Source organism: Rhodobacter sp. NSM (genome assembly GCF_052244495.1).
GTDB lineage: Bacteria > Pseudomonadota > Alphaproteobacteria > Rhodobacterales > Rhodobacteraceae > Cereibacter_A.
The window spans coordinates 226,789-248,610 of the sequence record NZ_JBQPXH010000004.1 but is presented as its reverse complement, the minus strand read 5'-3'; the positions used below and the strand labels follow the sequence as shown (position 1 = coordinate 248,610).

Below are 21,822 nucleotides of genomic sequence, written 5' to 3'. Positions count from 1 at the left end.
GCTTACCTTGAGGCGAGCTGGCCCGCCGTCTCGTCGATCCTGAGAACCATATCCATGAGAAGGGCGGCAGGGTCAAGGTTGACCGCCCTCCCGCGCCGTGCCCGGTTGCCGAGCGACTGCGCGAGATCGGCCCAGAGCCGGGCCGCCGCGAAGTCGGGCGCGAGTCGTGCGATGAGCTCGGCCTCGCCCGGCACCGCCTCGGGAGGAAGGAGCCGCAGCGTCCCGGCCCGCGCGAGCCGCGCGAGGAAAAGATCAATCAGCATCAGCATGAGGTCGAACTGCGCCTCGGCGCCCCGGCCCGACGCCGCGTCGGCCAGCGCCACCAGCTTCGCCCGGTCGAGGCGGGGAAGGGTGGAGAGCAGCGCCACCAGCGCCGCATAGAGCCGCACGCCGTCGAGGTTTGCCACCCGGATCGCCTCGCCGGCCGAGCCCCCGGCCAGTTCGGCCAGCGCCCCGGGATCGCCCACATCGATACCGGCGGCAGTCAGGGCGCGCCCCACGTCGTCCGGCGAGAGCGGCGCGAGGCGCAACTCGCGGCAGCGCGAGCGGATGGTCGGCAGGAGGCGCGAGGGCTGGTGGCAGACGAGGAGGATCGTGACGCCCTCGGGGGGCTCCTCGAGCAGTTTCAAAAGCGCGTTGGCGGCCGAGGCGTTCATCTCGTCAGCCGGGTCCACGATCGCCACCCGCCGCCCGCCGTCGGCCGCAGAGAGAGCGAAGAAGGACTTCATCCGCCGCACCTCCTCGACCGTGATCTGGGTTTTCAGGCGCTTCGCCTTCTCGTCCCAGGCGCGGCGGAGGAGAAACAGACGCCCCTCGGCCAGAGCAGCCATGCGACGCGCAACCGGATGGTCGGGATCCACCTCCAGCGAGGCAGGCTCGGGCGCTGCCAGAAGTCCGCCGCCCGAGGGCGTGGCCAGCAGGAACCGGGCGATGCGCCAGGCCAGCGTGGCCTTGCCCACGCCGAGCGGCCCGGTGATCAGCCAGCCATGGTGCAGGCGGCCCGACCGGAAGGCGTCGAGGAATTCGGCCTCTGCCCGCTCATGCCCGAAGAGCGCCCTCGTCTCGCGAGGGTGGGGCGCGCCCTCGACGCGGTCGGGCTCGGGAATGTCGTCCTGCGCGGGCTGCGCCATCGCGTCCTCTCGGCTGGGCCAGGGGCCGGCCGGTCGGGCCGGGCTCATCGGAGGTAGGCCGACCACCGGATGGATTGCAAGCCTCGCGCACAGGCGCGGTCGCCGGAGGTCCTTCCGGCGCGGCGAAGGGCCGATACGGGCCGGCGGGGAGAGCGAGGGGAAACCGGTGCGTGCTTCACGCGACGAGGCTGCGGCCGCCGATGGCGTTCGACCCGGTCGAGGGGGTGATTTCTGTCCGATTTGGCGCGAGTGGACCGACGGATTCACTTCGGCCGGGACCGTCCCTGCCGACGGTGCGGAGGCAAGGGGAGTCAGCCGATTCGCAGCAGGCGGAAACTCATATGGCCTGCGCGGGAGCACGTCCCGCGCCTGCCGGATCAGCCGGCCTCTGCCCGTTGCCGGAGGCAGCGATCCGGTTGGAAACGACGTGGCCGGCCCTCTGGCCGGCCGCTTGGGCCCCGAAGGGTCAGCGTCTTTGGTTCGATCAGAACTTGAGGCCGAGGTTCTTCCCGAGTTCGTCGTAGCTGACCAGCTTCTTCGGCGTGAAGAGCTCGAGCAGCGCGTCGAAGGCCGTCGTGTCGAGTTCGGCGAGCTGGCCGAAGATCTCTTCGTTCGTCGGCAGTTTCTTCGGCGTCATGGAATCGAGAATGTCGGTGAAGCCCATCGCCTTCGCGTCGCCCATCTCGGCGCCTTTGCCGAAGATCTCTTCGTTGGTGGGCAGTTTCTTCGGCGTCATGTCGGCCAGCATCTGCGACATCGCCTTTTCCATATCAGACATAGTGCTCTCCTCTAACGGGCATTAGAACTCATGATCAGACGCGCAACACGCCTCGGGATGATGCGGATGCACCTGCGGTCCCGAAGTTAGCATGCGCTGCGGCTTCCTCACGCAGAAACGCGCGGGCAGAGGTGCGGCATACACTCGCACCGCGGGGGGCTGCGGTTGGTGCGCGCTGGAATCTGCAAGCATTTCATCATCTTCCTTGCAGAGTGAAGGGCTACGCGTTAGGCCGCCGCCGACAGGCACATTCACCGTGAGGCGATCAATGACGCATCGTTTTGCCCTGCGAGTCTACTACGAGGACACCGATCTCGCGGGAATCGTCTACTACGCCAACTATCTGAAGTTCATCGAGCGAGGCCGCAGCGAATGGGTGCGGGCCCTCGGGGTCGATCAGGCGCGCCTGCGGGCGGAGGACGGGATCGTCTTCGCCGTCCGCCGCGTCGAGGCGGATTACCTCCGCCCTGCCGTCTTTGACGACCGTCTTGAGGTCGAGACCAGGCTCGTCGGACTTGGCGGCGCGCGGATCATCCTCGAGCAGGACGTTCTGCGCGGCGACGAGACGCTCTTCTCAGCCCGTGTGGTCCTCGTCTGCCTCGGATCGGACGGTCGCGCCGCGCGCCTGCCGGCGGAAGTCCGCCGGAAACTCGCCTGAACAGGGCGCGGACGGTCGGACAGGCGTTGGGCGCAGCTTTGCCACTTGACGCAGATGTGTTGGCAATTGCCCTAAAAGCCGGATAGAATCAGCGGTAGAACGGCCCGCAGAACGGCCCCAGAGAGCAGGCAGATGGAAACGGAAACCCTTGCGATGGCGCAGGAGATTGATTTCTCCATGCTCGCCCTCTTCGCGCGTGCGACGCTTACGGTGAAGTTCGTGATGATCCTCCTGATCGTCATGTCCTTCTGGTCGTGGGCCATCATCATCCGCAAGCACCTCCTTTACCGGAAGGCCCGGCGCGAGGCGGCGATCTTCGACCGCGCCTTCTGGTCGGGCGAGCCGCTGGACGAGCTGTTCGAGCGGCTGGGGCCGCAGCCCGAGGGCGCGTCCGAGAAGATCTTCGCGGCGGGCATGCTCGAGTGGCGGCGCAGCCACCGCAACGACGGCGGGCTGATCGCGGGCGCGCAGTCGCGGATCGACCGCTCGATGGGCGTGGCGATCGACAAGGAGAGCGAGGCCCTGAACGCGGGCCTGTCCTTCCTCGCCACCACCGGCTCGACCGCGCCCTTCATCGGCCTCTTCGGCACGGTCTGGGGCATCAAGCACGCCTTCGAGCAGATCGCGATCTCGCAGAACACCAACCTTGCGGTCGTGGCGCCCGGCATCGCCGAGGCGCTGCTCGCCACTGCCTTCGGTCTCGTGGCCGCAATTCCGGCCGTGGTGTTCTACAACAAGCTCAACGCCGATTCCGAGCGCATCATCGGCGGCTACGACGCCTTCTCGGACGAATTCGCCACCATTCTCTCGCGCCAGCTGGACGCGGCCTGACCCATGGGCGCGGGCGTCATCAAGAAGGCCGGCGGAGGACGCCGCGGGCGGCGTCGCGGCCAGTCGGCCGCCATGTCCGAGATCAACGTCACGCCCTTCGTGGACGTGATGCTGGTGCTGCTCATCATCTTCATGGTGGCGGCCCCGCTCCTGACCGTGGGCGTGCCCGTCAAGCTGCCCGAGACCTCGGCCAATGCGCTGCCGACCGAGCAGGAGGAGCCGCTGACCATCACGCTGGCCGCGGACGGGCGCGTGATGATCCAGACCACCGAGACGGCAGAGGCCGAGCTGATCCCCAAGCTGCAGGCGGTGGCGGCCGAGCGGACCTCGAAGAAGGTCTTCCTGCGGGCCGACGGCGCAATTCCCTACGAACGGGTGGCGCAGGTGATGGGCGCGCTGAACCGGGGCGGCTTCCAGGACATCGGCCTGGTGACGGATGTCGGTGGCCCCACCTTCGGCGGAAACGGCGGCTAGGCCAACCGGTATGGACAAGGGGGTCATCATCTCCGGCATCGGGCACGCAAGCCTGATCCTCTGGCTCTTGCTCGGCGACTGGTTCTTCCAGCCGGACCATGCGCCCGAGGTTGCCGTGACCTCCGTCTCGCTGATGACGAGCGAGGAATTCGACGCGATGGCCGCGGCCGCGAGCCAGCAGGCGGAGACACCGCCGACGCCGGCGGCGGAAGCGCCCGAGGCCGCGCCTCCGCCCGAGGAAGCCGAGCCCGCACCTGCGCCCGAGCCCGTGGCCGAGGAGCCGCCGCCACCCGCGCCCGAGCCCCGGCCGGAGCCCGCGCCGCTGCCCGATGCAGCCCCCACCGCGCCCGAGATCGCGCCGCTGCCCGAGCCCGAGATCGCGGAGGCGCCCGAGCCGGTCGCGCCGCTTGCCGAGACCGAGCAGCCGATCCTCGTGCCGCAGACCTCGCTGCGCCCGAAGCCCAAGCCCGCGCCCCGCGTGGCGCCGACGCCTGCCGAGGCCCCGGAGCCGGAGGCCGAGATTGCCGAAGTGCCCACCCCGGCGGTGACGCCGGATGCCGAGGCGCCCGCTGAGGAAGTGGTCGAGGAGAAGCCGCCGGCCGCGCCCCAGGAGGCCACGACCGAGATCGTGACCGAGGCGACCGAAACCGAGGAGGTGGCGCAACTCGCGCCGACGAGTTCCATGCGGCCGAAGGTGCGCCCGCAGCGCGTCCGCGCCCCCGAGCCCGCCGCGGACAAGCCCACGCCTGCCACGAGCCGCACCGAGACGGCGGAGACGCCCGCGGACAAGCCCGAAGCCAAACCCGCCGAGAAGCCCGCCGCCGAGAAGCCGCGCACGGACGAGCAGTCCATCGACGCGGCCCTGGCCGAGGCCCTGGGCGGCGGAGAGGAGCCTGCCGCCGAGACGCCTGCCGCACCCGTCCGCTCGGGCCCGCCGATCACGAGCGGCGAGAAGGATGCGTTCCGGGTGGCCGTTCAGCAGTGCTGGAACGTGGGCGCGCTCTCTACCGATGCATTGGCCACGACCGTGACGGTCGCCATGACCATGGCGCAGGACGGCAAGCCCGACGCGGGCTCGATCCGCATGATCGACTCGAGCGGGGGGACGGACGCGGGCGCACGGCAGGCCTTCGAGGCGGCCCGGCGCGCCATCATCCGCTGCGGTGCGCGCGGATTCCCGCTGCCACCCGAGAAATACGACCAGTGGCGTGAGGTCGAGATGGTGTTCGATCCCAGCGGGATGCGAATGAAATGACCCCGTGCCGCGCCAGACATTTCCGGGCCGCCGCCCGGTCCCACCGAACCCGGAGAGCATGAGGACTCCATGACCCTGTTCAGATCCCTCGCCCCGCTGGGCCTCGCCCTGGCCCTGCTTCTGCCGCAGGCGGTCCCTGCCGTCGCGCAGAACGGGCCGCTGCGCATCCAGATCACCGAAGGCGTGATCGAGCCCTTGCCCTTCGCCGTGCCGGACTTCGTGGCCGAGAACGCGGGCGCCTCGCAACTTGCGCAGGACATGGCGCGCGTGATCGCCTCGGACCTTTCGGGAACGGGCCTCTTCCGCGAGATCCCGGCCTCGGCCCACATCAGCCGCGTGACGAGCTTCGACGCTCCGGTTTCCTATGCCGACTGGAAGGCGATCAACGCGCAGGCGCTCATCACCGGCGCGGTCTCGGCTTCGGGCGACCGGGTGGTCGTCAAGTTCCGCCTCTACGACATCTTCTCGGACCAGCCGCTGGGCGAGGGGCTGCAGTTCGCGGGCTCGGCCTCGGGCTGGCGGCGGATGGCGCACAAGGTGGCCGATGTGGCCTACAGCCGGATCACCGGCGAGGGCGGCTATTTCGACAGCCGCGTGGTCTTCGTCTCGGAATCGGGGCCGAAGAACGCGCGCGCCAAGCGCCTCGCCGTGATGGATTACGATGGCGCCAACGTGCAGTATCTGACCGATTCCTCGTCGATCGTGCTCGCGCCGCGCTTCTCGCCCACCGGGGATCGGATCCTCTTCACCTCCTATTCGACGGGCTTCCCGCGGATCTACCTGATGGATGTGGGCTCGCTCTCGACCCGCAGCCTTGCCGAGCAGCCCGGAACCATGACCTTCGCGCCGCGCTTCGCGCCGGACGGGCGGACGGTCGCCTTCTCGTTGGAGCAGGGCGGCAACACCGACATCTACACGCTCGACACGGGCTCGGGTTCGCGCCGCCAGCTCACCAACGCGCCCTCGATCGAGACTGCGCCTTCCTTCTCGCCGGACGGCAGCCAGATCGTGTTCGAGAGCGACCGCTCGGGCACCCAGCAGCTCTACATCATGTCCGCGGGCGGCGGCGAGCCGCGGCGGATCTCGAACGGCGCCGGCCGCTACGGCACGCCCGTGTGGTCGCCGCGCGGTGATCTCATCGCCTTCACCAAGCAGCACCAGGGCCGCTTCCACATCGGCGTGATGCGGACCGACGGCTCGGAAGAGCGGTTGCTGACGGCCTCCTTCCTCGACGAGGGCCCGACCTGGGCCCCGAATGGCCGCGTCCTGATGTTCACCCGCGAAGGCGCGGGGGCAGGCGGCCAGCCGGCGCTCTACTCCGTCGACATTTCCGGGCGGAACCTCAAGAAGGTGCCGCTCAGCGTTCCGGCATCGGACCCGGCCTGGTCGCCGCTCCTGCCGTGACATGACATCCCGGCCGCCGTTCCTTGCGGCGGCCAAACCTGTTACCTTCGGCCGCACCGCGCCCGATCTGCGAAGGACATCCCGATGACGCATCTTCCGAAAGCCCTCATCCTCCTGGCGGCCCTCGGCCTTGCCGCCTGCAACAATCCCGACCGCTACGGCGCGGGCGGGGCCGGTGGCGCCGGCGGCACGGGCGGCTACGGCGCAGGCGGCTACGGCGCGGGCGGGATCGACAGCCAGGGCCTCGGTGGCCCGAACGACCCGAGCTCCATCGCGTACTTCCAGCAGACGCTGGGCGACCGCGTGTTCTTCACGGTGGACCAGAGCACGCTCTCGGACAGCGCGCGCGCCACGCTCGACACCCAGTCGCAATGGCTCATGACGAACGCGGACTACGCGATCATCATCGAGGGCCACGCCGACGAGCAGGGCACGCGGGAATACAACCTCGCCCTCGGTGCGCGCCGCGCCTCGGCAGTGCAGGATTACCTGATCTCGAAAGGCATCGCGCCGTCGCGGATGAAGACCGTGTCCTACGGCAAGGAGCGCCCCGTCGAGGTCTGCTCGACCGAGGAGTGCTATTCGAAGAACCGCCGCGCCGTGACCGTTCTCTCGATGGGTGCGGGGGTCTGATCCCATGCGCAACCTGATCCTCGCCGCCGCGCTTGCGCTGGCGCCGCTTCCGGCGGCGGCGCAGGATCGCACGCAGACGCTGGCCGACATCAAGGCCGAGCTGGCAACGCTTCAGGCGCAGTTCAACGACCTGAAGCGCGAGCTCGTCTCGACGGGCGCTGCCACCTCGGGCGCGGCCGGCGGCTCGGCGCTCCAGCGCATGGACGCGATGGAGGCGGCGCTCTCGCAGGTCACCGCCAAGGCCGAGGCGCTGGAGCTGAAGATCAACCGCGTCGTCAGCGACGGCACGAACCGGGTGGGCGATCTGGAGTTCCGCGTCTGCGAACTCGAGGAGGGCTGCGACATCGGCGCCCTGGGCGAAACCGCGCCTCTGGGCGGTGACGCGCCGGCGGCCCCGGTGGCGAGCCCCGTGCCGTCCCCCTCGCCGGATGCGACCGGGACATTCGCAGTCAACGAAAAGGCAGACTTCGACCGGGCCCGGGAGGTGCTCGGTCAAGGTGACTTTCGTGCCGCCGCGGACCTCCTTAAGACCTTTGCCGAGACCTACACGGGCGGGCAACTGACCTACGAGGCGCACTATCTGCGGGGAGAGGCGCTGAGCCAGCTCGGCGAGACGGCGAACGCGGCGCGCGCCTATCTCGAGAGCTTCTCGGGTGATCCGGACGGCCCGCGCGCGCCCGAGGCGCTGCTGAAGCTCGGCCGGGCGCTGGGAGACCTGCGCCAGACGCCGGAGGCCTGCGTGACGCTGGCCGAGGTCGGCACGCGCTTTCCGAGCAGCGCACCGGCAGCCGAAGCGGCGACGGCAATGCAGGGGCTTGGTTGCAACTGATGCCGCTGCGCGAGCGGTTTCTCAAGGGCCTGGGGCCGCACGCGGGGCGTGCCCTGGGCCTCGCGGTTTCCGGAGGAGGCGATTCCCTCGCGCTGCTGCATCTGGCCGTCGAAGCGGGGCTGTCGGTTCGGGCGGTGACCGTAGACCACGGGCTTCGTCCGGAGGCCGCCGCCGAGGCCGAAGTCGTGGCAAGGATCTGCGCGGGCCTTGGCGTGCCACATGACATCCTGCGCTGGGAAGGCTGGGACGGCTGCGGCAACCTTCAGGATCAGGCTCGCCGGGCGCGGCTCCGGCTGATCGGCGCCTGGGCGCGGGGGGCGGGTCTCGAGGCGGTGGCGCTCGGCCATACGCGGGACGATGTGGCCGAGACCTTCCTGATGCGACTTGCGCGGGGCGCAGGCGTGGACGGGCTTGCCGCCATGCGGGCCGAGCGGCGGACCGAGGGCATGCTGTGGCTGCGGCCGATGCTGGGCATCGGGCGCGAGGAACTCCGGGAGGATCTGCGAAGGCGCGGCGTGGGCTGGATCGAGGATCCGTCGAACGAGAATCCGGCCTATGATCGCGTCCGGGTGCGTCAGGCGATGCAGGGGCTCGAGGCGCTGGGGCTGGGAACCGAGCGGCTGGCGGAGGTGGCCGGTCACCTGTCCGAGGTGCGCAGTGCACTGGAGGAGCAGGTCCGGACGGCCGCGCGCCGGCTGGTGACGGTGGACCGTGGCGACGTTCTGATGGATCGCGCGGTGCTGGACCTGCCTGCGGAAATCCAAAGGCGGCTCCTGCGGAGCGGATTGCAGTGGGTCGCGTCGGCGGAATATGGCCCGCGCGGGCCTGCGCTGACGCAGGTGACGCAGCGTCTCGGGGAAGGCAAGGCGGTGACGCTGCACGGCTGCCGGATGGTGCTGCGCCGGGACAGCCTGCGGATCGGACGCGAGTGGCAGGCGGTGAGACAGCTGACCGCCAGGCCCGGCTGTCGCTGGGACGGTCGCTGGAACCTGCAAGCTCCGGACGCGGGCGGTTTTTCCGTCGAGGCACTGGAGATCCGTGCGCTGGGTGCGCACGGCCTCTCCCGCTGCGGCAACTGGAGGTCCGAGGGCCTGCCGCGGGCAAGCCTCATCGCCTCCCCGGCCGTCTGGTGCGGCGACGCCTTGGTGGCCGCTCCTCTTGCCGGCATGGCGAACGGGTGGCTTGCTGCGGCGGATGCTCCGAGAAATGGCGAGTTTCTTTCTCTACTATCGCATTGAACGGACCGCGCTTATCTCTATCTTAAGCCGCAATGACCTGCGGGCGGGCCCGCGGAGAGACTCTGCAAGGAGACATTTGTGGGCAACGCGCGAAATATCGCTTTCTGGGTGGTCCTGTTCCTGCTGATCCTGGCGCTGTTCAACCTGTTCAGCGGCGGCCAGACCACCAGCAGTTCGCGCACCATCTCCTATTCCGATTTCATCGCCCGCGTGGACAATGGCGAGGTTTCCTCGGTCACGCTCGACGGCGAACGGGTAATGGTGCGCGGCAAGGACGGCACGCAGTATGTGGCGATCAAGCCGCAGGGCGAAGAAGTCACGGATCGCCTGATCAATCAGGGCGTCGAGGTGCGCGCCGAGGCGCAGGAGCAGTCGGGCTTCTTCTCGCTGATCTCGCTCTGGCTTCCCTTCCTCGTGCTGATCGGCATCTGGATCTTCTTCATGAACCGGATGCAGGGCGGCGGCCGTGGCGGGGCCATGGGTTTCGGCAAGAGCCGCGCCAAGCTTCTGACCGAAAAGCAGGGCCGCGTGACGTTCGACGACGTGGCCGGCATCGACGAAGCCAAGGAAGAGCTTGAGGAGATCGTGGAATTCCTGCGCAATCCGCAGAAGTTCTCGCGCCTCGGCGGCAAGATCCCGAAGGGCGCGCTGCTCGTAGGCCCGCCCGGCACCGGCAAGACGCTTCTCGCACGCGCCATCGCGGGCGAGGCGGGCGTGCCCTTCTTCACCATCTCGGGTTCCGACTTCGTCGAGATGTTCGTGGGCGTGGGTGCCTCCCGTGTCCGTGACATGTTCGAGCAGGCCAAGAAGAATGCGCCCTGCATCGTCTTCATCGACGAGATCGACGCCGTGGGCCGTGCCCGTGGCGTGGGCATCGGCGGCGGCAACGACGAGCGCGAGCAGACGCTGAACCAGCTTCTGGTCGAGATGGACGGTTTCGAGGCCAACGAGGGCGTGATCATCGTCGCGGCCACCAACCGAAAGGACGTGCTCGACCCGGCGCTGCTGCGTCCCGGCCGCTTCGACCGCACGATCCATGTGCCGAATCCGGACATCAAGGGCCGCGAGAAGATCCTCGGCGTGCACGCCCGCAAGGTGCCGCTGGGCCCGAACGTCGACCTGCGCCTGATCGCGCGCGGCACGCCGGGCTTCTCGGGCGCTGACCTCATGAACCTCGTCAACGAGGCGGCGCTGCTGGCGGCCCGCGTCGGACGGCGCTTCGTCACCATGGACGATTTCGAGAACGCCAAGGACAAGGTGATGATGGGGGCCGAGCGGCGCTCGATGGTGCTGACGGCCGACCAGAAGGAGAAGACCGCCTACCACGAGGCCGGTCACGCCATCGTCGGCATGAACCTTCCCAAATGCGACCCGGTCTACAAGGCCACGATCATCCCGCGGGGCGGCGCGCTTGGCATGGTCGTCAGCCTGCCCGAGATGGACCGGCTGAACATGCACAAGGACGAGGGCAAGCAGAAGATCGCCATGACGATGGCCGGCAAGGCCGCCGAGATCATCAAGTATGGCGAGGAGGCGGTGTCCTCGGGCCCCGCAGGCGATATCCAGCAGGCCTCGGCTCTGGCGCGCGCGATGGTGATGCGCTGGGGCATGTCCGAGATGGTGGGCAACATCGACTATGCCGAGGCCCATGAAGGCTACCAGGGCAACACGGCCGGCTTCTCGGTCTCGGCCGAGACGAAGAAGCTGATCGAGGCAGAGGTGAAGCGTCTGATCGACGAGGGCTATCAGACCGCCTACCGGATCCTGACCGAAAAGTCGGACGAGTTCGAGCGTCTGGCCAAGGGCCTGCTCGAATACGAGACGCTGACCGGCGACCAGATCCGCCGCGTCATCGCAGGTGAGCCGATCGACTCCGACGACGATGCGGACCGGCCCGTCGGCGGCGGCTCGATCTCCGCGATCCCGAAGACCCGGCCGAAGGTCATCAAGGCCGATGGCGGGCTCGAACCGTCCGTCTGAGCCTCACCCCACGAGCGACCGGAACCCCGAAACCTGTCAGGTTTCGGGGTTTGCGTTTGCGCCGCGCTCTCGTTCTGCTGATGCAGGTGCCCCCGCTTCCCAGCGGCGAGATCGTCCGACGAGGCATCGCCCACCGCTAAGGCTCAGCACGACTAGGCCTCCTCGCCCCTCCGGCCGGGTCGAGGCCTGTGAAGCGGGCTTCGTGCAGCACCTGGAACCGTCAGCGGAGTGTTACCCCCGTGCGGCGCTTCACGGCATCGACCGTAATGCGCCCGATCCTTGCCTGCCTGAGGACGAGGCTGACTCATGTCTGTCCGACTAAAAACGTCGCTGGCCGCAGCCTGTCCTCTGCGGGCGGACGGGACGGTCCTCTTCCCGTTCCGCCGCTGCTTATTCGACCTGGGCCGGCCCCTCTGATGCCGCGTCTCTGCGGACATCCGGATGGGCCGCACCCGCCACGGCCCTCTTGCGGCACAGGGCGGGTTCGGGGCCGCCAGAGGCCTCGGGGGCAGGTGCCTCACCGCAGAGGTGCCCCCGACCAAGGGTCTAGCCGCGCCTGCCTCGACCTGAGCCCCGCCTCACGCTAGATGAAGAACGGGGAAGAGACACAGGCTCGAGGGAGGTTTCATGGCGGTCCAGTCTGACATCGAGATCGCGCGCGCCGCGCGCAAGAAGCCGATCCAGGAGATCGGGGCGCTGCTTGGCATTCCCGACACGGACCTGATCCCCTACGGACACCACAAGGCCAAGGTCTCGCAGGGTTTCATCCGCGGGCTGAAGGACCGCCCGGACGGCAAGCTCATCCTCGTCACCGCGATCAATCCCACCCCGGCGGGCGAGGGCAAGACCACGACCACGGTCGGCCTCGGCGACGGGCTGAACCGCATCGGCAAGCGCGCCGTGACCTGCATCCGCGAGGCGTCTCTGGGCCCCAACTTCGGGATGAAGGGCGGGGCCGCAGGGGGCGGGCGCGCGCAGGTCGTGCCGATGGAGGACATGAACCTCCATTTCACCGGCGACTTCCATGCGATCACCTCGGCGCACAACCTGCTTTCCGCGATGATCGACAACCACATCTACTGGGGCAACGAACTCGCGCTCGACGCCCGCCGCATCACCTGGCGCCGCGTGATGGACATGAACGACCGCGCCTTGCGCGACATGGTCGTGAACCTCGGCGGCGTGTCCAACGGCTTCCCGCGACAGACCGGCTTCGACATCACCGTGGCCTCCGAAGTCATGGCGATCCTCTGCCTCGCCGAGGATCTCGAGGATCTCGAGCGACGGCTGGGCGGCATCGTGGTCGGCTACAGGCGAGACCGGACGCCGGTCTTCTGCCGAGATCTGAAGGCCGACGGGGCGATGGCGGTGCTGCTCAGGGATGCGATGCAGCCGAACCTCGTGCAGACGATCGAGAACAACCCGGCCTTCGTCCACGGCGGGCCCTTCGCCAACATCGCTCACGGCTGCAACTCGGTCATTGCGACGCGGACGGCGCTGAAGCTGGCCGATTACGTCGTGACCGAGGCGGGTTTCGGTGCCGATCTGGGGGCGGAGAAGTTCTTCGACATCAAGTGCCGCATCGCCGGGCTGAAGCCCTCGGCCGCCGTGGTGGTGGCGACGGTGCGCGCTCTCAAGATGAACGGCGGCGTCGCGAAGGAGGATCTCGGGCGCGAGGATGTCGCGGCCGTCCGCCACGGCTGCCCCAACCTCGGGCGCCATATCTCCAACGTGAAGGGCTTCGGCGTGCCGGTCGTGGTGGCGATCAACCACTTCACCACGGACACCGAGGCCGAGATCGAGGCCGTCCGCGCCTATGTCGCGGGGCAGGGGGCCGAGGCGATCCTCTGCCGCCACTGGGCCGAGGGATCGGCGGGAATTGAGGACCTTGCCCGCAAGGTCGTGCAGCTCGCCGAGACGCCCTCCATGTTCGCGCCGCTCTACCCCGACGACATGCCGCTTTTTGAGAAGATGGAGACCGTCGCAAGGCGCATCTATCACGCACATGACGTGATCGCCGACCATGTGATCCGCGACCAGCTGCGGGCCTGGGAGGAAGCGGGCTACGGAGCGCTGCCGGTATGCATGGCGAAGACGCAGTACAGCTTCACGACCGACCCTGCGATACGCGGGGCTCCCGAAGGCCATTCGGTGCCTGTCCGCGAGGTGAGGCTCTCGGCCGGGGCGGGATTCGTGGTGGCGATCTGCGGCGAGATCCGCACCATGCCGGGGCTGCCGCGCGAGCCGGCGGCCGAAGTGATCCGCCTGAACGCGGAGGGGCAGATCGAAGGCCTCTTCTGAGCGCGCACTACGCCCCCTTGACCTCGGGTGCCCCGTGTCTGAAACCGGGGCCGGACCCAGAAGCGAGGACCAAGGTGCGAGCCCCGGAAGACTGCCATTCGATGGAAGACCTGCGCGCTATGATCGACACGCTCGACGCCCAGATCGTCGGGCTCTTGGCGCAGCGCGCGGGCTACATCGATCGCGCCGCCGAGATCAAGACCGGCATCGGCCTGCCCGCCCGGATCGACGCGCGTGTCGAGGAGGTGGTGCGGAACGTGCGCGTGCGCGCCATGGCCGAGGGGCTTGACCCTGCGTTGATCGAGACGCTCTGGCGCATCCTGATCGACTGGTCGATCGCGCGCGAGGAAGAGGTTCTGGGGCCGGATGCCCCGCAGGAGGGGACGGAATGACGGCGAAGCGGATCGACGGCAAGGCCTTCGCGGCCAACGTGCGGGCCCAGGTGGCCGAACATGTGGCGCGGCTGAAGGCCGAACATGGCATCGTGCCCGGCCTCGCCGTCGTGCTGGTGGGCGAAGATCCGGCCAGCCAGGTCTATGTCGGTGCCAAGGGCAAGCAGACGGTCGAGGTCGGCATGGCCTCTTTCGAACATCGCCTGCCGGCCGAGACCTCCGAGGCCGAGCTTCTGGCCCTGATCGACCGGCTGAACCGCGATCCGGAGGTTCACGGCATTCTCGTGCAGTTGCCGCTGCCTTCCCACCTGAATTCGGACCTCGTGATCAATTCGCTCGATCCGGCCAAGGACGTCGACGGCTTTCACATTTCGAACGTGGGCCGGCTCGGGACCGGGCAGAAGAGCATGGTGCCCTGCACCCCGCTCGGCTGCCTGATGATGCTGCGCGACCACCTGGGCAAGCTCTCGGGCCTGAACGCCGTGGTGGTGGGGCGCTCGAACATCGTGGGCAAGCCGATGGCGCAGCTGCTGCTCGGCGAGAGCTGCACCGTCACGATTGCCCATTCCCGCACGAAGGATCTCGCGGGCGTCTGCCGCGGCGCCGACATCCTCGTCGCGGCGGTGGGTCGGCCCGAGATGATCACGGGCGAGTTCGTGAAGCCCGGCGCCACGGTGATCGACGTTGGCATCAACCGCATCGAGCGCGACGGCAACACGAAGCTGGTCGGAGACGTGGACTTCGCTTCAGCCGCCGAAGTGGCGGGCGCCATCACGCCCGTGCCGGGCGGCGTGGGTCCGATGACCATCGCCTGCCTTCTCGCGAACACGCTGACCGCCTGCTGCCGCGCGAACGGCCTGCCCGAGCCGCAGGGACTCACTGCCTGACCGGAGCCGGCGAGGGCCGTTCACGGCCCGCCCGGCATATTGCGCCACGAAGCGGAGGTGGGGATACGGGCCGTCGCGGCCCCGGGGCGACCGGGCTGGACAGTGCCCGCCATCGCGACTCATGCACCATGGTGCGCAGCTCGATCCGGTGCCGGCTGAGCTCTGACCGGCGACAGCCGTCGTGCCATTGCCTCGTCCTGCCTGCGTCACACGGCGGAGTTGATCGGTCTCGTCACGCGCTGTAGCGACGAGTCATTGGTTCAGGTCATGGCGGAGGCTTCCTTGTCCTTCTCGCGCCTATATGCCGAATGTCTTGCCGCGCCTTTGCCCTGGATGGCCTGGGCTGCACTGTCCGTAGGTCTGGCCGTCTCCGGGCCGTTCGGGAGCTATCAGAACTTCGCGCTCCCCGAGCGCCTGCTGTTCTGGAGCGCGCTTGTCGCCATCACTCTTGTCCTCGGCCTCGCCCTGCGCGTGTGGTTCGCTTCGGTGGGCATTCCCGAGCTCAAGCGGGGCGCGGGCCTCGCGATTGTGGTGGCCGGCACGCTGACCCTGCCCATCTGGTGGCTCATGCAGATCGCCTTCGGTCCCGTAGGCCCGAGCGCGTTCGAGGTCGCGCCCGCGCTCTTCTGCGCGGCGCTGGGGCTTTCCGCCTTCCGCATCGGCAACAGGCCACAGCCCTGCGAGGACGGCATGCCCCGCCTGCTGCAGCGGATGGAGCCCGACCAGCGCGGCGATCTCATGTCCATCACCGTGCGGGATCACTACGTGGATGTGGTGACCAGTTCCGGCCTCGTGAGCCTGCTGCTGCGGTTCTCGGATGCGATGGACGAGACCGAGGGCGTGCCCGGCGCGCAGGTCCACCGCTCGCACTGGGTGGCATGGTCGGCGGTGGCAGGGGTCGAGCGCGAACCGGGCAAGCTGTTCCTCGTGCTGAAGGACGGCAGCCGCATCCCGGTCAGTCGCGCTCACCGGGCGAAGCTCGAGGAACGCGGCCTCGCCTGAGGCGGCTTGCGCGGCATCGGCAGCGGGATCGCCTTCTCGCCGGTCAGGATCGCCAGCGCGCCGGGCTGCATCAGCGCTGCAAGCGCCGGATCGTGGCACCAGAGCCCGCCGGTATAGGCGCCATAGGCAGGCAGGATCAGCCGCCGCCCGTCGGTCAGGAAGCAGGGCCGCGCACGCCCCGCAAGCGCACATTTCGGATGGAAATGGCCCGAGATCTCTGCCTCGGCGGGATCCTGGGCGATGTGGCGGAAGGTGAGCGGTGCGCGCAGGACTTCCGCCCGGTAGCTGCCACCGCAGTCGGTGGGCGCCGGGTCGTGGTTGCCGAGGACCCAGATCCACTCCCGTCCCGCCATCAGTCTCAGGAGCCACAGACGCTCCGCCTCGGCCATCGCGCCAGCCGCCGCGACATCGTCGAACGAATCACCGAGACAGAGGACGCTCGACGCGCCCGTCGCCTCGAGATCGGCATCGAGCCGGGCAAGCGTGGCCTGCGTCTCGTAAGGCGGCAGCAATGCGCCCCCGCGCCGCGCCAGCCGCTCTGCCTTGCCGAGATGGAGGTCGGCAACGCAGAGCAGCCCTTCCTCGGGCCACCAGAGGGCGCCCGAGGGCAGAGCCGAGAGCCGGACGCCGGAAAGGGTGAAGGCATGGCCGTTCATGCCCCGTTCCTCTCCGATCCGCGCGGCCCGCACAAGGGCCGACCTGCATTGGCTCTGGACAGGCGGCCTGTCGGGCCGCACCTCGTCGAGGGTCGAGGGTCGAGGGTCGAGGGTCGAGGGTCGAGGGTCGAGGGTCGAGGGTCGAGGGTCGAGGAACCCGCGTCAGGCCAGTCCCGCGGCGGCCATCAGGGCGGCGGCCTGTTCCTCCATCAGCCGCTGGCGGCCGGCACCCTCGACGGGAACGCGGCCCATTTCGAGGAAGAGCGGCGCCGCGAGCGGCGTCACGCGCTCGAGCCGCAGGCAATCGACCCGGCCCCGGGTGCGGTTCAGCATCTCCTCGATCCGGCCGAAATCGACCAGGCCCCGCTCGGCTTCCTCGCGCGTGACGCGCAGCAGCAGGTGGCCCGGGTCGTGCCGCATCAGTGTGTCGTAGAGGATGTCCGAGGAGAAGGTCGCCTGCCTGCCGGTCCGTCGGCGTCCCATGTGGGTGCGCTCGATGAGGCCCGCGATGATCGCCGAGTTGCGGAAGGTCCGCTTCATCACCGCATTGCCGGCGAGCCAGCCCTCCAGCCCCTCGCGCAGTCGATCCGGCTCGAAGAGCGGCGCAGGATCGGTCACGGCCTCGAGCCCCCAGATCAGCGTGGCATAGTCCGTCGCGACGAAGCCCAGCGGAGAGAGGCGCTCCTCCTCCATCCGCTTGGTCAGCAGCAGTCCCAGCGTCTGCTGCGCGTTCCGGCCGGCGAAGCCGTAGATGCACAGATGCTCGCGCCCGTCGTGAGGGAAGCTTTCGACCAGCAGCCTGTCGGCCTCGGGCAGGCGCGAGACCTTGCGCTGAAGCGCGAGCCAGTCGGCGGTATGATGCGGAAGGCCGGGCCAGCCGGGTTGTTGGAAAAGGTCAAGGATCCGGTGCGTGAGGAGCGTCGAGGTGGCGAACTTGGTTCCGTTGAAGGTGGCCACCCGCGGATCGCGGCCCGGGTTCCTCGTGACCTCGACCGTCATCTCGTGCAGCCCCTCGTAGCGCACGACCTGCCCGGCCATGAGGAAGGTGTCTCCGGGCGTGAGGGTGGCGGCGAAGCCCTCCTCGATCTCGCCCAGGGGCGCGCCGCCGCGGCCGCGCATCCGCACCTTCAGCACCTCGGTGTCGATGATCGTGCCGATGTTCATGCGGATCACCTGCGCGGTGCGCGGGTCGCGCAGCTGCCAGAGACCGTCGCGCAGCATGATGCGCTGCCAGCGGTCGTAGGCCCGCAGAGCGTATCCGCCGGTGGCCACGAAATCGAGGCACGCGTCGAAGTCCGCCCGGCCAAGGCGCGCATAGGGTCCGGCGCTGGTAACTTCGGTGAAGAGGGTGTCGGCATCGAACGGGCCGGCGGCCGCGGTGATCAGGACATGCTGGCAGAGGACGTCGCGCGGCCCCGGCCCCCGCGGCTCGCCGTCGAGCGCATGGTCGCACACCGCCTCGAGCGCGGCGAGGCATTCGACCACCTCGAACCGGTTCGCGGGCACGAGGAGCGCCTTCGAGGGTGCATTGTAGCGGTGGTTCGCCCGCCCGATCCTCTGGACGAGGCGCTTGACGTTCTTCGGCGCGCCCACCTGGATCACGAGGTCGACGTCGCCCCAGTCGATGCCGAGATCGAGCGAGCCGGTGCAGACGATGGCGCGCAGCTCGCCCGAGACCATCGCCGCCTCGACCCGCTCGCGCTGTTCGCGCGAAAGCGAGCCATGGTGGATGCCGATGGGCAGGTCGTCGTCGTTGGCGAGCCAGAGCGCGTGGAAGAAGAGCTCGGCCTGCGCGCGGGTGTTGTGGAAGACGAGCGTCGTGCGGTGGCGGCGGATCTCGGCCAGCACCTCGGGGATCGCGTGCCGCCCGCCGCCTCCCGCCCAGGGCGGCGGCGTCTCGGTCCCGAGCATCGCGATGTCGGGATCGGGGCCGGGATCGGCCGTCAGCACGGCACAGGGGCCGGGGTGGGCGGCGAGGAAGCGCGCCAGCGCGGGCGGATCCTCGACCGTGGCCGAGAGGCCCACGCGACGGAGGCCCGGCGCCAGCCGCTGGAGCCGCGCAAGGCAGAGCATCAGCTGGTCGCCACGCCTGGACTCGGCCAGGGCGTGGATCTCGTCCACGATCACCCGCTGCAGGCCCGCGAAGATCCGCGGTGCGTCCTCGTAGGAGAGGAGCAGCGCCAGGCTTTCGGGCGTGGTCAGCAGGATGTGAGGCGGATCGGCGCGCTGGCGGCGGCGGACATGGCTGCCGGTGTCGCCGGTGCGGTCCTCGACCCGGATCGCGAGGCCCGTGCCTTCGATCGGCGCGCGGAGGTTGCGGCGGATGTCGGCTGCAAGCGCCTTCAGCGGCGAAATATAGAGCGTGTGCAGGCCCGGGGCGGGTTTCGGGCCCAGCTCGGCCAGCGTCGGCAGGAATCCGGCAAGGGTCTTGCCACCGCCCGTGGGCGCCACGAGAAGCAGCGCCGGCTCTGCCGCCCGTGCGAGCATCTCTTCCTGATGGGGATGGAGCCGCCAGCCGCGGGCGTCGAAATACGGGGCGAGGAACGGCGGCAGCGGGTTCATCCGCCAAGGATAGGGCGCGGGATGAGGGCCGGAAAGGGGCGGAAACCGCTTGCCCTCGGCGGGTCTGCGCCCTAACCCTGCCCGCATGAAGCTTCTCTTTCTCGGCGATGTGATGGGGCGTGCGGGACGCTCGGCGGTGGCGGACCGGCTGCCGGCGCTGCGCACGGAATGGGGTCTCGATTTCGTCGTGGTGAACGGCGAGAACGCCTCGAGCGGGGCGGGGATCACCGCCGACCATGCGAAGAAGCTGCTCGCCGCGGGCGCGGATTGTGTGACACTGGGCGATCACGCCTTCGACCAGAAGGAGATGCTGCAGTTCATCGAGACCGAGCCGCGGATCGTCCGCCCGCTGAATTATGCCAAGACTGCCCCCGGCAAGGGCGCGCGGGTCTTCACGGTGGGCGGGCGCAAGGTGCTGGTGCTGCAGGCGCTGGGGCAGGTCTTCATGAAGCGGCCCTTCGACGATCCCTTCTCGGCGGTCGATCACGTTCTGAAGACGATGCCGCTCGGCGGCGCCGTCCATGCGACGATCCTCGACATGCACTGCGAGGCGACGAGCGAGAAGATGGCGATGGGCCACTGGTGCGACGGGCGGGCGAGCCTCGTCGTGGGCACGCACACCCATGTGCCGACGGGCGACGCGCAGATCCTGCGCGGGGGCACGGCCTACCTGAGCGACGCCGGCATGTGCGGCGATTATGATTCGGTGATCGGCATGGAGAAGACCGAGCCCTTGCGCCGCTTCATCACCCAGATGCCCAAGGGCCGGTTCGAGCCGGCCTCGGGTCCGGCCACGCTCTCGGGCGTCTATGTCGAGACCGACGATCGCAGCGGACTGGCGACGCGCATCGTTCCCGTGCGGCTGGGCGGGCGGCTGCAGGAGTCGCGGCCCTGAGCGACGCAGGCGGAACGGCCTCCGGATCCTGCGCACGAAGGGCTGCGGCTGCTTTGCATGTGCGGACGGCCGTCGTATTCAGGCCATGAAGTTTCTGCGGGAGCGATGATGTTCGGCATCGAACTGTCTGATCCGATGGCAGCCTGGGCGGCGCTCGCGATCCTCGCGGGGATGCTCGTGCTCTTCGTCCGGGAGACCTATCCGGTCGAGGTGACGGCCCTTGCCGGCGGCGCGCTGATGCTGGCCATCGGCATCCTGCCGCAGGACGATCTTCTCGACGTGCTCTCGAACCCGGCGCCCTGGACGATCACGGCGCTTTTCGTGGTCGTCGGCGCGCTGGTCAGGACCGGCACGCTCGACGCCATCACCCAGCTCGCCATCCGTCAGGCCGCGACCAGTCCGCTGCGGACGCTCGCCATGCTCTCCTTCGTGATCGTCGGCATGTCCGCCTTCATGAACAACACGCCGATCGTCGTGGTGATGATCCCGGTCTTCATGCAGATCGCGCGGCAGATGAAGGTCTCGCCGTCGAAGGTGATGATCCCGCTCAGCTATCTGTCGATCTTCGGCGGGACGGTCACGCTCATCGGCACCTCGACCAACCTGCTCGTGGACGGCGTCGCGCGCCGCTCGGGTCTGGAGCCCTTCTCGATCTTCGAGATCACGCCGCTCGGCCTCGTCATGGCAACCCTCGGCATCGGCTACCTGTGGATGTTCGCGCCACGCCTCCTGCCCGAGAGGGACAGCATGGGCATGCTCCTGTCCGACAGGACGCGGATGAAGTTCTTCACCGAGGTCGCCGTGCCGGAGGGCTCGGCGCTCATCGGCCGCAAGGTGGAGGACGTGGACATCTTCAAGCGCGAGAGCCTGCGGGTGATCGACGTGCTGCGCGGGGATGCCTCGCTGCGGCGGAACCTCGGAGAGGTGGAACTCGAGGCGGGGGACAGGGTCGTGCTGCGCACGCCCATGTCCGAGGTGCTGAGCCTGCAGTCGAACAAGGAACTGCGGCTGGTCGACAAGCTTTCGTCGGTGCAGACGCAGGTGGTCGAGGTGCTGATCACGCCCGGCTGCTTCATGGTGGGCCGGTCGCTCGGCGCGATGCGCCTCAGGCGGCGCTACGGCGTCTATGTGCTGGCCGCGCACCGGCGGAACCAGAACATAGGCCGGCAGCTCGACGATCTGGTGGTGCAGGTGGGCGACACGCTGCTGCTCGAAGGAGCGCAGCAGGACATCGAGCGTCTCGCCACCGAGATGCAGGTCGTGGACATCGCCCAGCCCTCGGACCGCGCCTACCGCAGGAATCGCGCGCCGGTCGTCATGGCGGTGCTGGCTGCGGTCGTTCTGCTGTCGGCGTTCGACGTCGCGCCCATCGCCATCCTCGCCATGATCGGCGTGGCGGTGGTGCTCGTCACCCGCTGCATCGATGCCGACGAGGCCTTCGGCTACATCGAGGGGCGGCTGCTCGCGCTCATCTTCGGGATGCTTGCCGTGGGCGCGGGGCTCGAGCAATCGGGCGCGGTCGAGATGATCGTCGGCGCGGCCGCCCCGATGCTGGAGGGGCTGCCGCCCTTCGCGCTGATCTTCGTGGTCTATGCGCTGACCTCGGTGCTGACCGAGCTGGTGAGCAACAATGCCGTGGCGGTGATCCTCACCCCCATCGTGATCGGCCTTGCGGGATCGCTCGGGGTGGATCCGCGCCCCTTCGTGGTGGCGGTCATGTTCGGCGCCTCGGCGAGCTTCGCCACGCCCATCGGCTACCAGACCAACACGCTGGTCTACGGGCCGGGCGGCTACCGCTTCACGGACTTCCTGCGCATCGGCTTGCCGCTCAACATCCTGATGATGGTGGCGATGAGCCTGCTGATCCCGGTGTTCTTCCCGTTCTGACCCCGGACCGGCGCGGCCCGGGCTTGCGGC

The 21,822-nt window shown here is 69.0% G+C and carries 19 protein-coding genes; 15 read left to right on the top strand and 4 right to left on the bottom strand.

Annotation, left to right across the window (positions count from 1 at the left end; translation table 11 throughout):
* Nucleotides 1–2: 2 nt before the first annotated feature.
* Nucleotides 3–1,130, bottom strand: a complete 1,128-nt coding sequence (locus ACTVZP_RS10840; protein WP_443212168.1) for a DNA polymerase III subunit delta' — start codon at nucleotides 1,128–1,130, stop codon at nucleotides 3–5.
* Between the two features lie 484 nt (nucleotides 1,131–1,614).
* Nucleotides 1,615–1,908, bottom strand: a complete 294-nt coding sequence (locus ACTVZP_RS10835; RefSeq protein ID WP_443212167.1) for a hypothetical protein — start codon at nucleotides 1,906–1,908, stop codon at nucleotides 1,615–1,617.
* A 268-nt stretch (nucleotides 1,909–2,176) separates the two neighbouring features.
* Here ACTVZP_RS10835 and ybgC point away from each other — a divergent pair, with 268 nt between their 5' ends.
* The 13 genes from ybgC to ACTVZP_RS10770 all read left to right on the top strand — a co-directional run bounded on the left by ybgC (nucleotide 2,177) and on the right by ACTVZP_RS10770 (nucleotide 15,792).
* Nucleotides 2,177–2,566 (top strand): tol-pal system-associated acyl-CoA thioesterase, encoded by a 390-nt coding sequence (gene ybgC / locus ACTVZP_RS10830; protein ID WP_443212166.1) that lies wholly within the window; start codon nucleotides 2,177–2,179, stop codon nucleotides 2,564–2,566.
* Between the two features lie 132 nt (nucleotides 2,567–2,698).
* Nucleotides 2,699–3,397: a protein TolQ gene (gene tolQ / locus ACTVZP_RS10825; RefSeq protein ID WP_443212165.1), complete on the top strand. Its 699-nt coding sequence runs from the start codon at nucleotides 2,699–2,701 to the stop codon at nucleotides 3,395–3,397.
* A 3-nt stretch (nucleotides 3,398–3,400) separates the two neighbouring features.
* Entirely contained in the window at nucleotides 3,401–3,871 is a 471-nt protein-coding gene (gene tolR, locus ACTVZP_RS10820; protein ID WP_443212164.1) for a protein TolR, read from the top strand.
* Nucleotides 3,872–3,881: 10 nt separating this feature from the next.
* Nucleotides 3,882–5,126 (top strand): cell envelope biogenesis protein TolA, encoded by a 1,245-nt coding sequence (locus tag ACTVZP_RS10815; RefSeq protein WP_443212163.1) that lies wholly within the window; start codon nucleotides 3,882–3,884, stop codon nucleotides 5,124–5,126.
* Nucleotides 5,127–5,195: 69 nt separating this feature from the next.
* Entirely contained in the window at nucleotides 5,196–6,530 is a 1,335-nt protein-coding gene (gene tolB, locus ACTVZP_RS10810) for a Tol-Pal system beta propeller repeat protein TolB (RefSeq protein WP_443212162.1), read from the top strand.
* An 84-nt stretch (nucleotides 6,531–6,614) separates the two neighbouring features.
* The gene (gene pal / locus ACTVZP_RS10805) at nucleotides 6,615–7,163 is read left to right on the top strand and encodes a peptidoglycan-associated lipoprotein Pal (RefSeq protein ID WP_443212161.1); all 549 of its coding nucleotides are present in this window, start codon (nucleotides 6,615–6,617) and stop codon (nucleotides 7,161–7,163) included.
* 4 nt (nucleotides 7,164–7,167) lie between these two features.
* Nucleotides 7,168–7,992 (top strand): tol-pal system protein YbgF, encoded by an 825-nt coding sequence (gene ybgF / locus ACTVZP_RS10800; protein ID WP_443212160.1) that lies wholly within the window; start codon nucleotides 7,168–7,170, stop codon nucleotides 7,990–7,992.
* Complete coding sequence (tilS, locus tag ACTVZP_RS10795) at nucleotides 7,992–9,230, top strand: tRNA lysidine(34) synthetase TilS (RefSeq protein WP_443212307.1); 1,239 nt, start codon at nucleotides 7,992–7,994, stop codon at nucleotides 9,228–9,230. Before ybgF ends, tilS begins: the two co-directional genes overlap by 1 nt.
* A 78-nt stretch (nucleotides 9,231–9,308) precedes the next feature.
* Nucleotides 9,309–11,210 (top strand): ATP-dependent zinc metalloprotease FtsH, encoded by a 1,902-nt coding sequence (gene ftsH, locus ACTVZP_RS10790; RefSeq protein WP_443212159.1) that lies wholly within the window; start codon nucleotides 9,309–9,311, stop codon nucleotides 11,208–11,210.
* A gap of 627 nt (nucleotides 11,211–11,837) precedes the next feature.
* On the top strand, nucleotides 11,838–13,511 hold the full coding sequence (locus ACTVZP_RS10785; RefSeq protein ID WP_443212158.1) for a formate--tetrahydrofolate ligase: 1,674 nt from the start codon (nucleotides 11,838–11,840) through the stop codon (nucleotides 13,509–13,511).
* Between the two features lie 74 nt (nucleotides 13,512–13,585).
* Nucleotides 13,586–13,903 (top strand): chorismate mutase, encoded by a 318-nt coding sequence (locus tag ACTVZP_RS10780; RefSeq protein WP_443212157.1) that lies wholly within the window; start codon nucleotides 13,586–13,588, stop codon nucleotides 13,901–13,903.
* Nucleotides 13,900–14,790, top strand: a complete 891-nt coding sequence (gene folD / locus ACTVZP_RS10775; protein WP_443212156.1) for a bifunctional methylenetetrahydrofolate dehydrogenase/methenyltetrahydrofolate cyclohydrolase FolD — start codon at nucleotides 13,900–13,902, stop codon at nucleotides 14,788–14,790. Before ACTVZP_RS10780 ends, folD begins: the two co-directional genes overlap by 4 nt.
* A gap of 282 nt (nucleotides 14,791–15,072) precedes the next feature.
* On the top strand, nucleotides 15,073–15,792 hold the full coding sequence (locus ACTVZP_RS10770; protein ID WP_443212155.1) for a LytTR family DNA-binding domain-containing protein: 720 nt from the start codon (nucleotides 15,073–15,075) through the stop codon (nucleotides 15,790–15,792).
* Here ACTVZP_RS10770 and pdeM read toward each other — a convergent pair.
* Entirely contained in the window at nucleotides 15,756–16,448 is a 693-nt protein-coding gene (gene pdeM, locus ACTVZP_RS10765) for a ligase-associated DNA damage response endonuclease PdeM (RefSeq protein WP_443212154.1), read from the bottom strand. The genes ACTVZP_RS10770 and pdeM overlap by 37 nt on opposite strands.
* A gap of 162 nt (nucleotides 16,449–16,610) precedes the next feature.
* The gene (locus tag ACTVZP_RS10760) at nucleotides 16,611–19,010 is read right to left on the bottom strand and encodes a ligase-associated DNA damage response DEXH box helicase (RefSeq protein WP_443212306.1); all 2,400 of its coding nucleotides are present in this window, start codon (nucleotides 19,008–19,010) and stop codon (nucleotides 16,611–16,613) included.
* 85 nt (nucleotides 19,011–19,095) lie between these two features.
* Here ACTVZP_RS10760 and ACTVZP_RS10755 point away from each other — a divergent pair, with 85 nt between their 5' ends.
* The gene (locus tag ACTVZP_RS10755) at nucleotides 19,096–19,905 is read left to right on the top strand and encodes a TIGR00282 family metallophosphoesterase (protein ID WP_443212153.1); all 810 of its coding nucleotides are present in this window, start codon (nucleotides 19,096–19,098) and stop codon (nucleotides 19,903–19,905) included.
* A gap of 108 nt (nucleotides 19,906–20,013) precedes the next feature.
* Nucleotides 20,014–21,792 carry an SLC13 family permease gene (locus tag ACTVZP_RS10750; protein WP_443212152.1) on the top strand — a complete coding sequence of 593 codons (1,779 nt, stop codon included), beginning with the start codon at nucleotides 20,014–20,016 and terminating at the stop codon, nucleotides 21,790–21,792.
* Nucleotides 21,793–21,822: the final 30 nt, after the last annotated feature.

Coding starts and splice junctions, on each gene's coding strand:
- ACTVZP_RS10840 (WP_443212168.1), bottom strand. CDS start 1,130: ATGGCGCAGCCCGCGCAGGACGACATTCCCGAGCCCGACCGCGTCGAG.
- ACTVZP_RS10835 (WP_443212167.1), bottom strand. CDS start 1,908: ATGTCTGATATGGAAAAGGCGATGTCGCAGATGCTGGCCGACATGACG.
- ybgC (WP_443212166.1), top strand. CDS start 2,177: ATGACGCATCGTTTTGCCCTGCGAGTCTACTACGAGGACACCGATCTC.
- tolQ (WP_443212165.1), top strand. CDS start 2,699: ATGGAAACGGAAACCCTTGCGATGGCGCAGGAGATTGATTTCTCCATG.
- tolR (WP_443212164.1), top strand. CDS start 3,401: ATGGGCGCGGGCGTCATCAAGAAGGCCGGCGGAGGACGCCGCGGGCGG.
- ACTVZP_RS10815 (WP_443212163.1), top strand. CDS start 3,882: ATGGACAAGGGGGTCATCATCTCCGGCATCGGGCACGCAAGCCTGATC.
- tolB (WP_443212162.1), top strand. CDS start 5,196: ATGACCCTGTTCAGATCCCTCGCCCCGCTGGGCCTCGCCCTGGCCCTG.
- pal (WP_443212161.1), top strand. CDS start 6,615: ATGACGCATCTTCCGAAAGCCCTCATCCTCCTGGCGGCCCTCGGCCTT.
- ybgF (WP_443212160.1), top strand. CDS start 7,168: ATGCGCAACCTGATCCTCGCCGCCGCGCTTGCGCTGGCGCCGCTTCCG.
- tilS (WP_443212307.1), top strand. CDS start 7,992: ATGCCGCTGCGCGAGCGGTTTCTCAAGGGCCTGGGGCCGCACGCGGGG.
- ACTVZP_RS10785 (WP_443212158.1), top strand. CDS start 11,838: ATGGCGGTCCAGTCTGACATCGAGATCGCGCGCGCCGCGCGCAAGAAG.
- folD (WP_443212156.1), top strand. CDS start 13,900: ATGACGGCGAAGCGGATCGACGGCAAGGCCTTCGCGGCCAACGTGCGG.
- pdeM (WP_443212154.1), bottom strand. CDS start 16,448: ATGAACGGCCATGCCTTCACCCTTTCCGGCGTCCGGCTCTCGGCTCTG.
- ACTVZP_RS10760 (WP_443212306.1), bottom strand. CDS start 19,010: ATGAACCCGCTGCCGCCGTTCCTCGCCCCGTATTTCGACGCCCGCGGC.
- ACTVZP_RS10755 (WP_443212153.1), top strand. CDS start 19,096: ATGAAGCTTCTCTTTCTCGGCGATGTGATGGGGCGTGCGGGACGCTCG.
- ACTVZP_RS10750 (WP_443212152.1), top strand. CDS start 20,014: ATGTTCGGCATCGAACTGTCTGATCCGATGGCAGCCTGGGCGGCGCTC.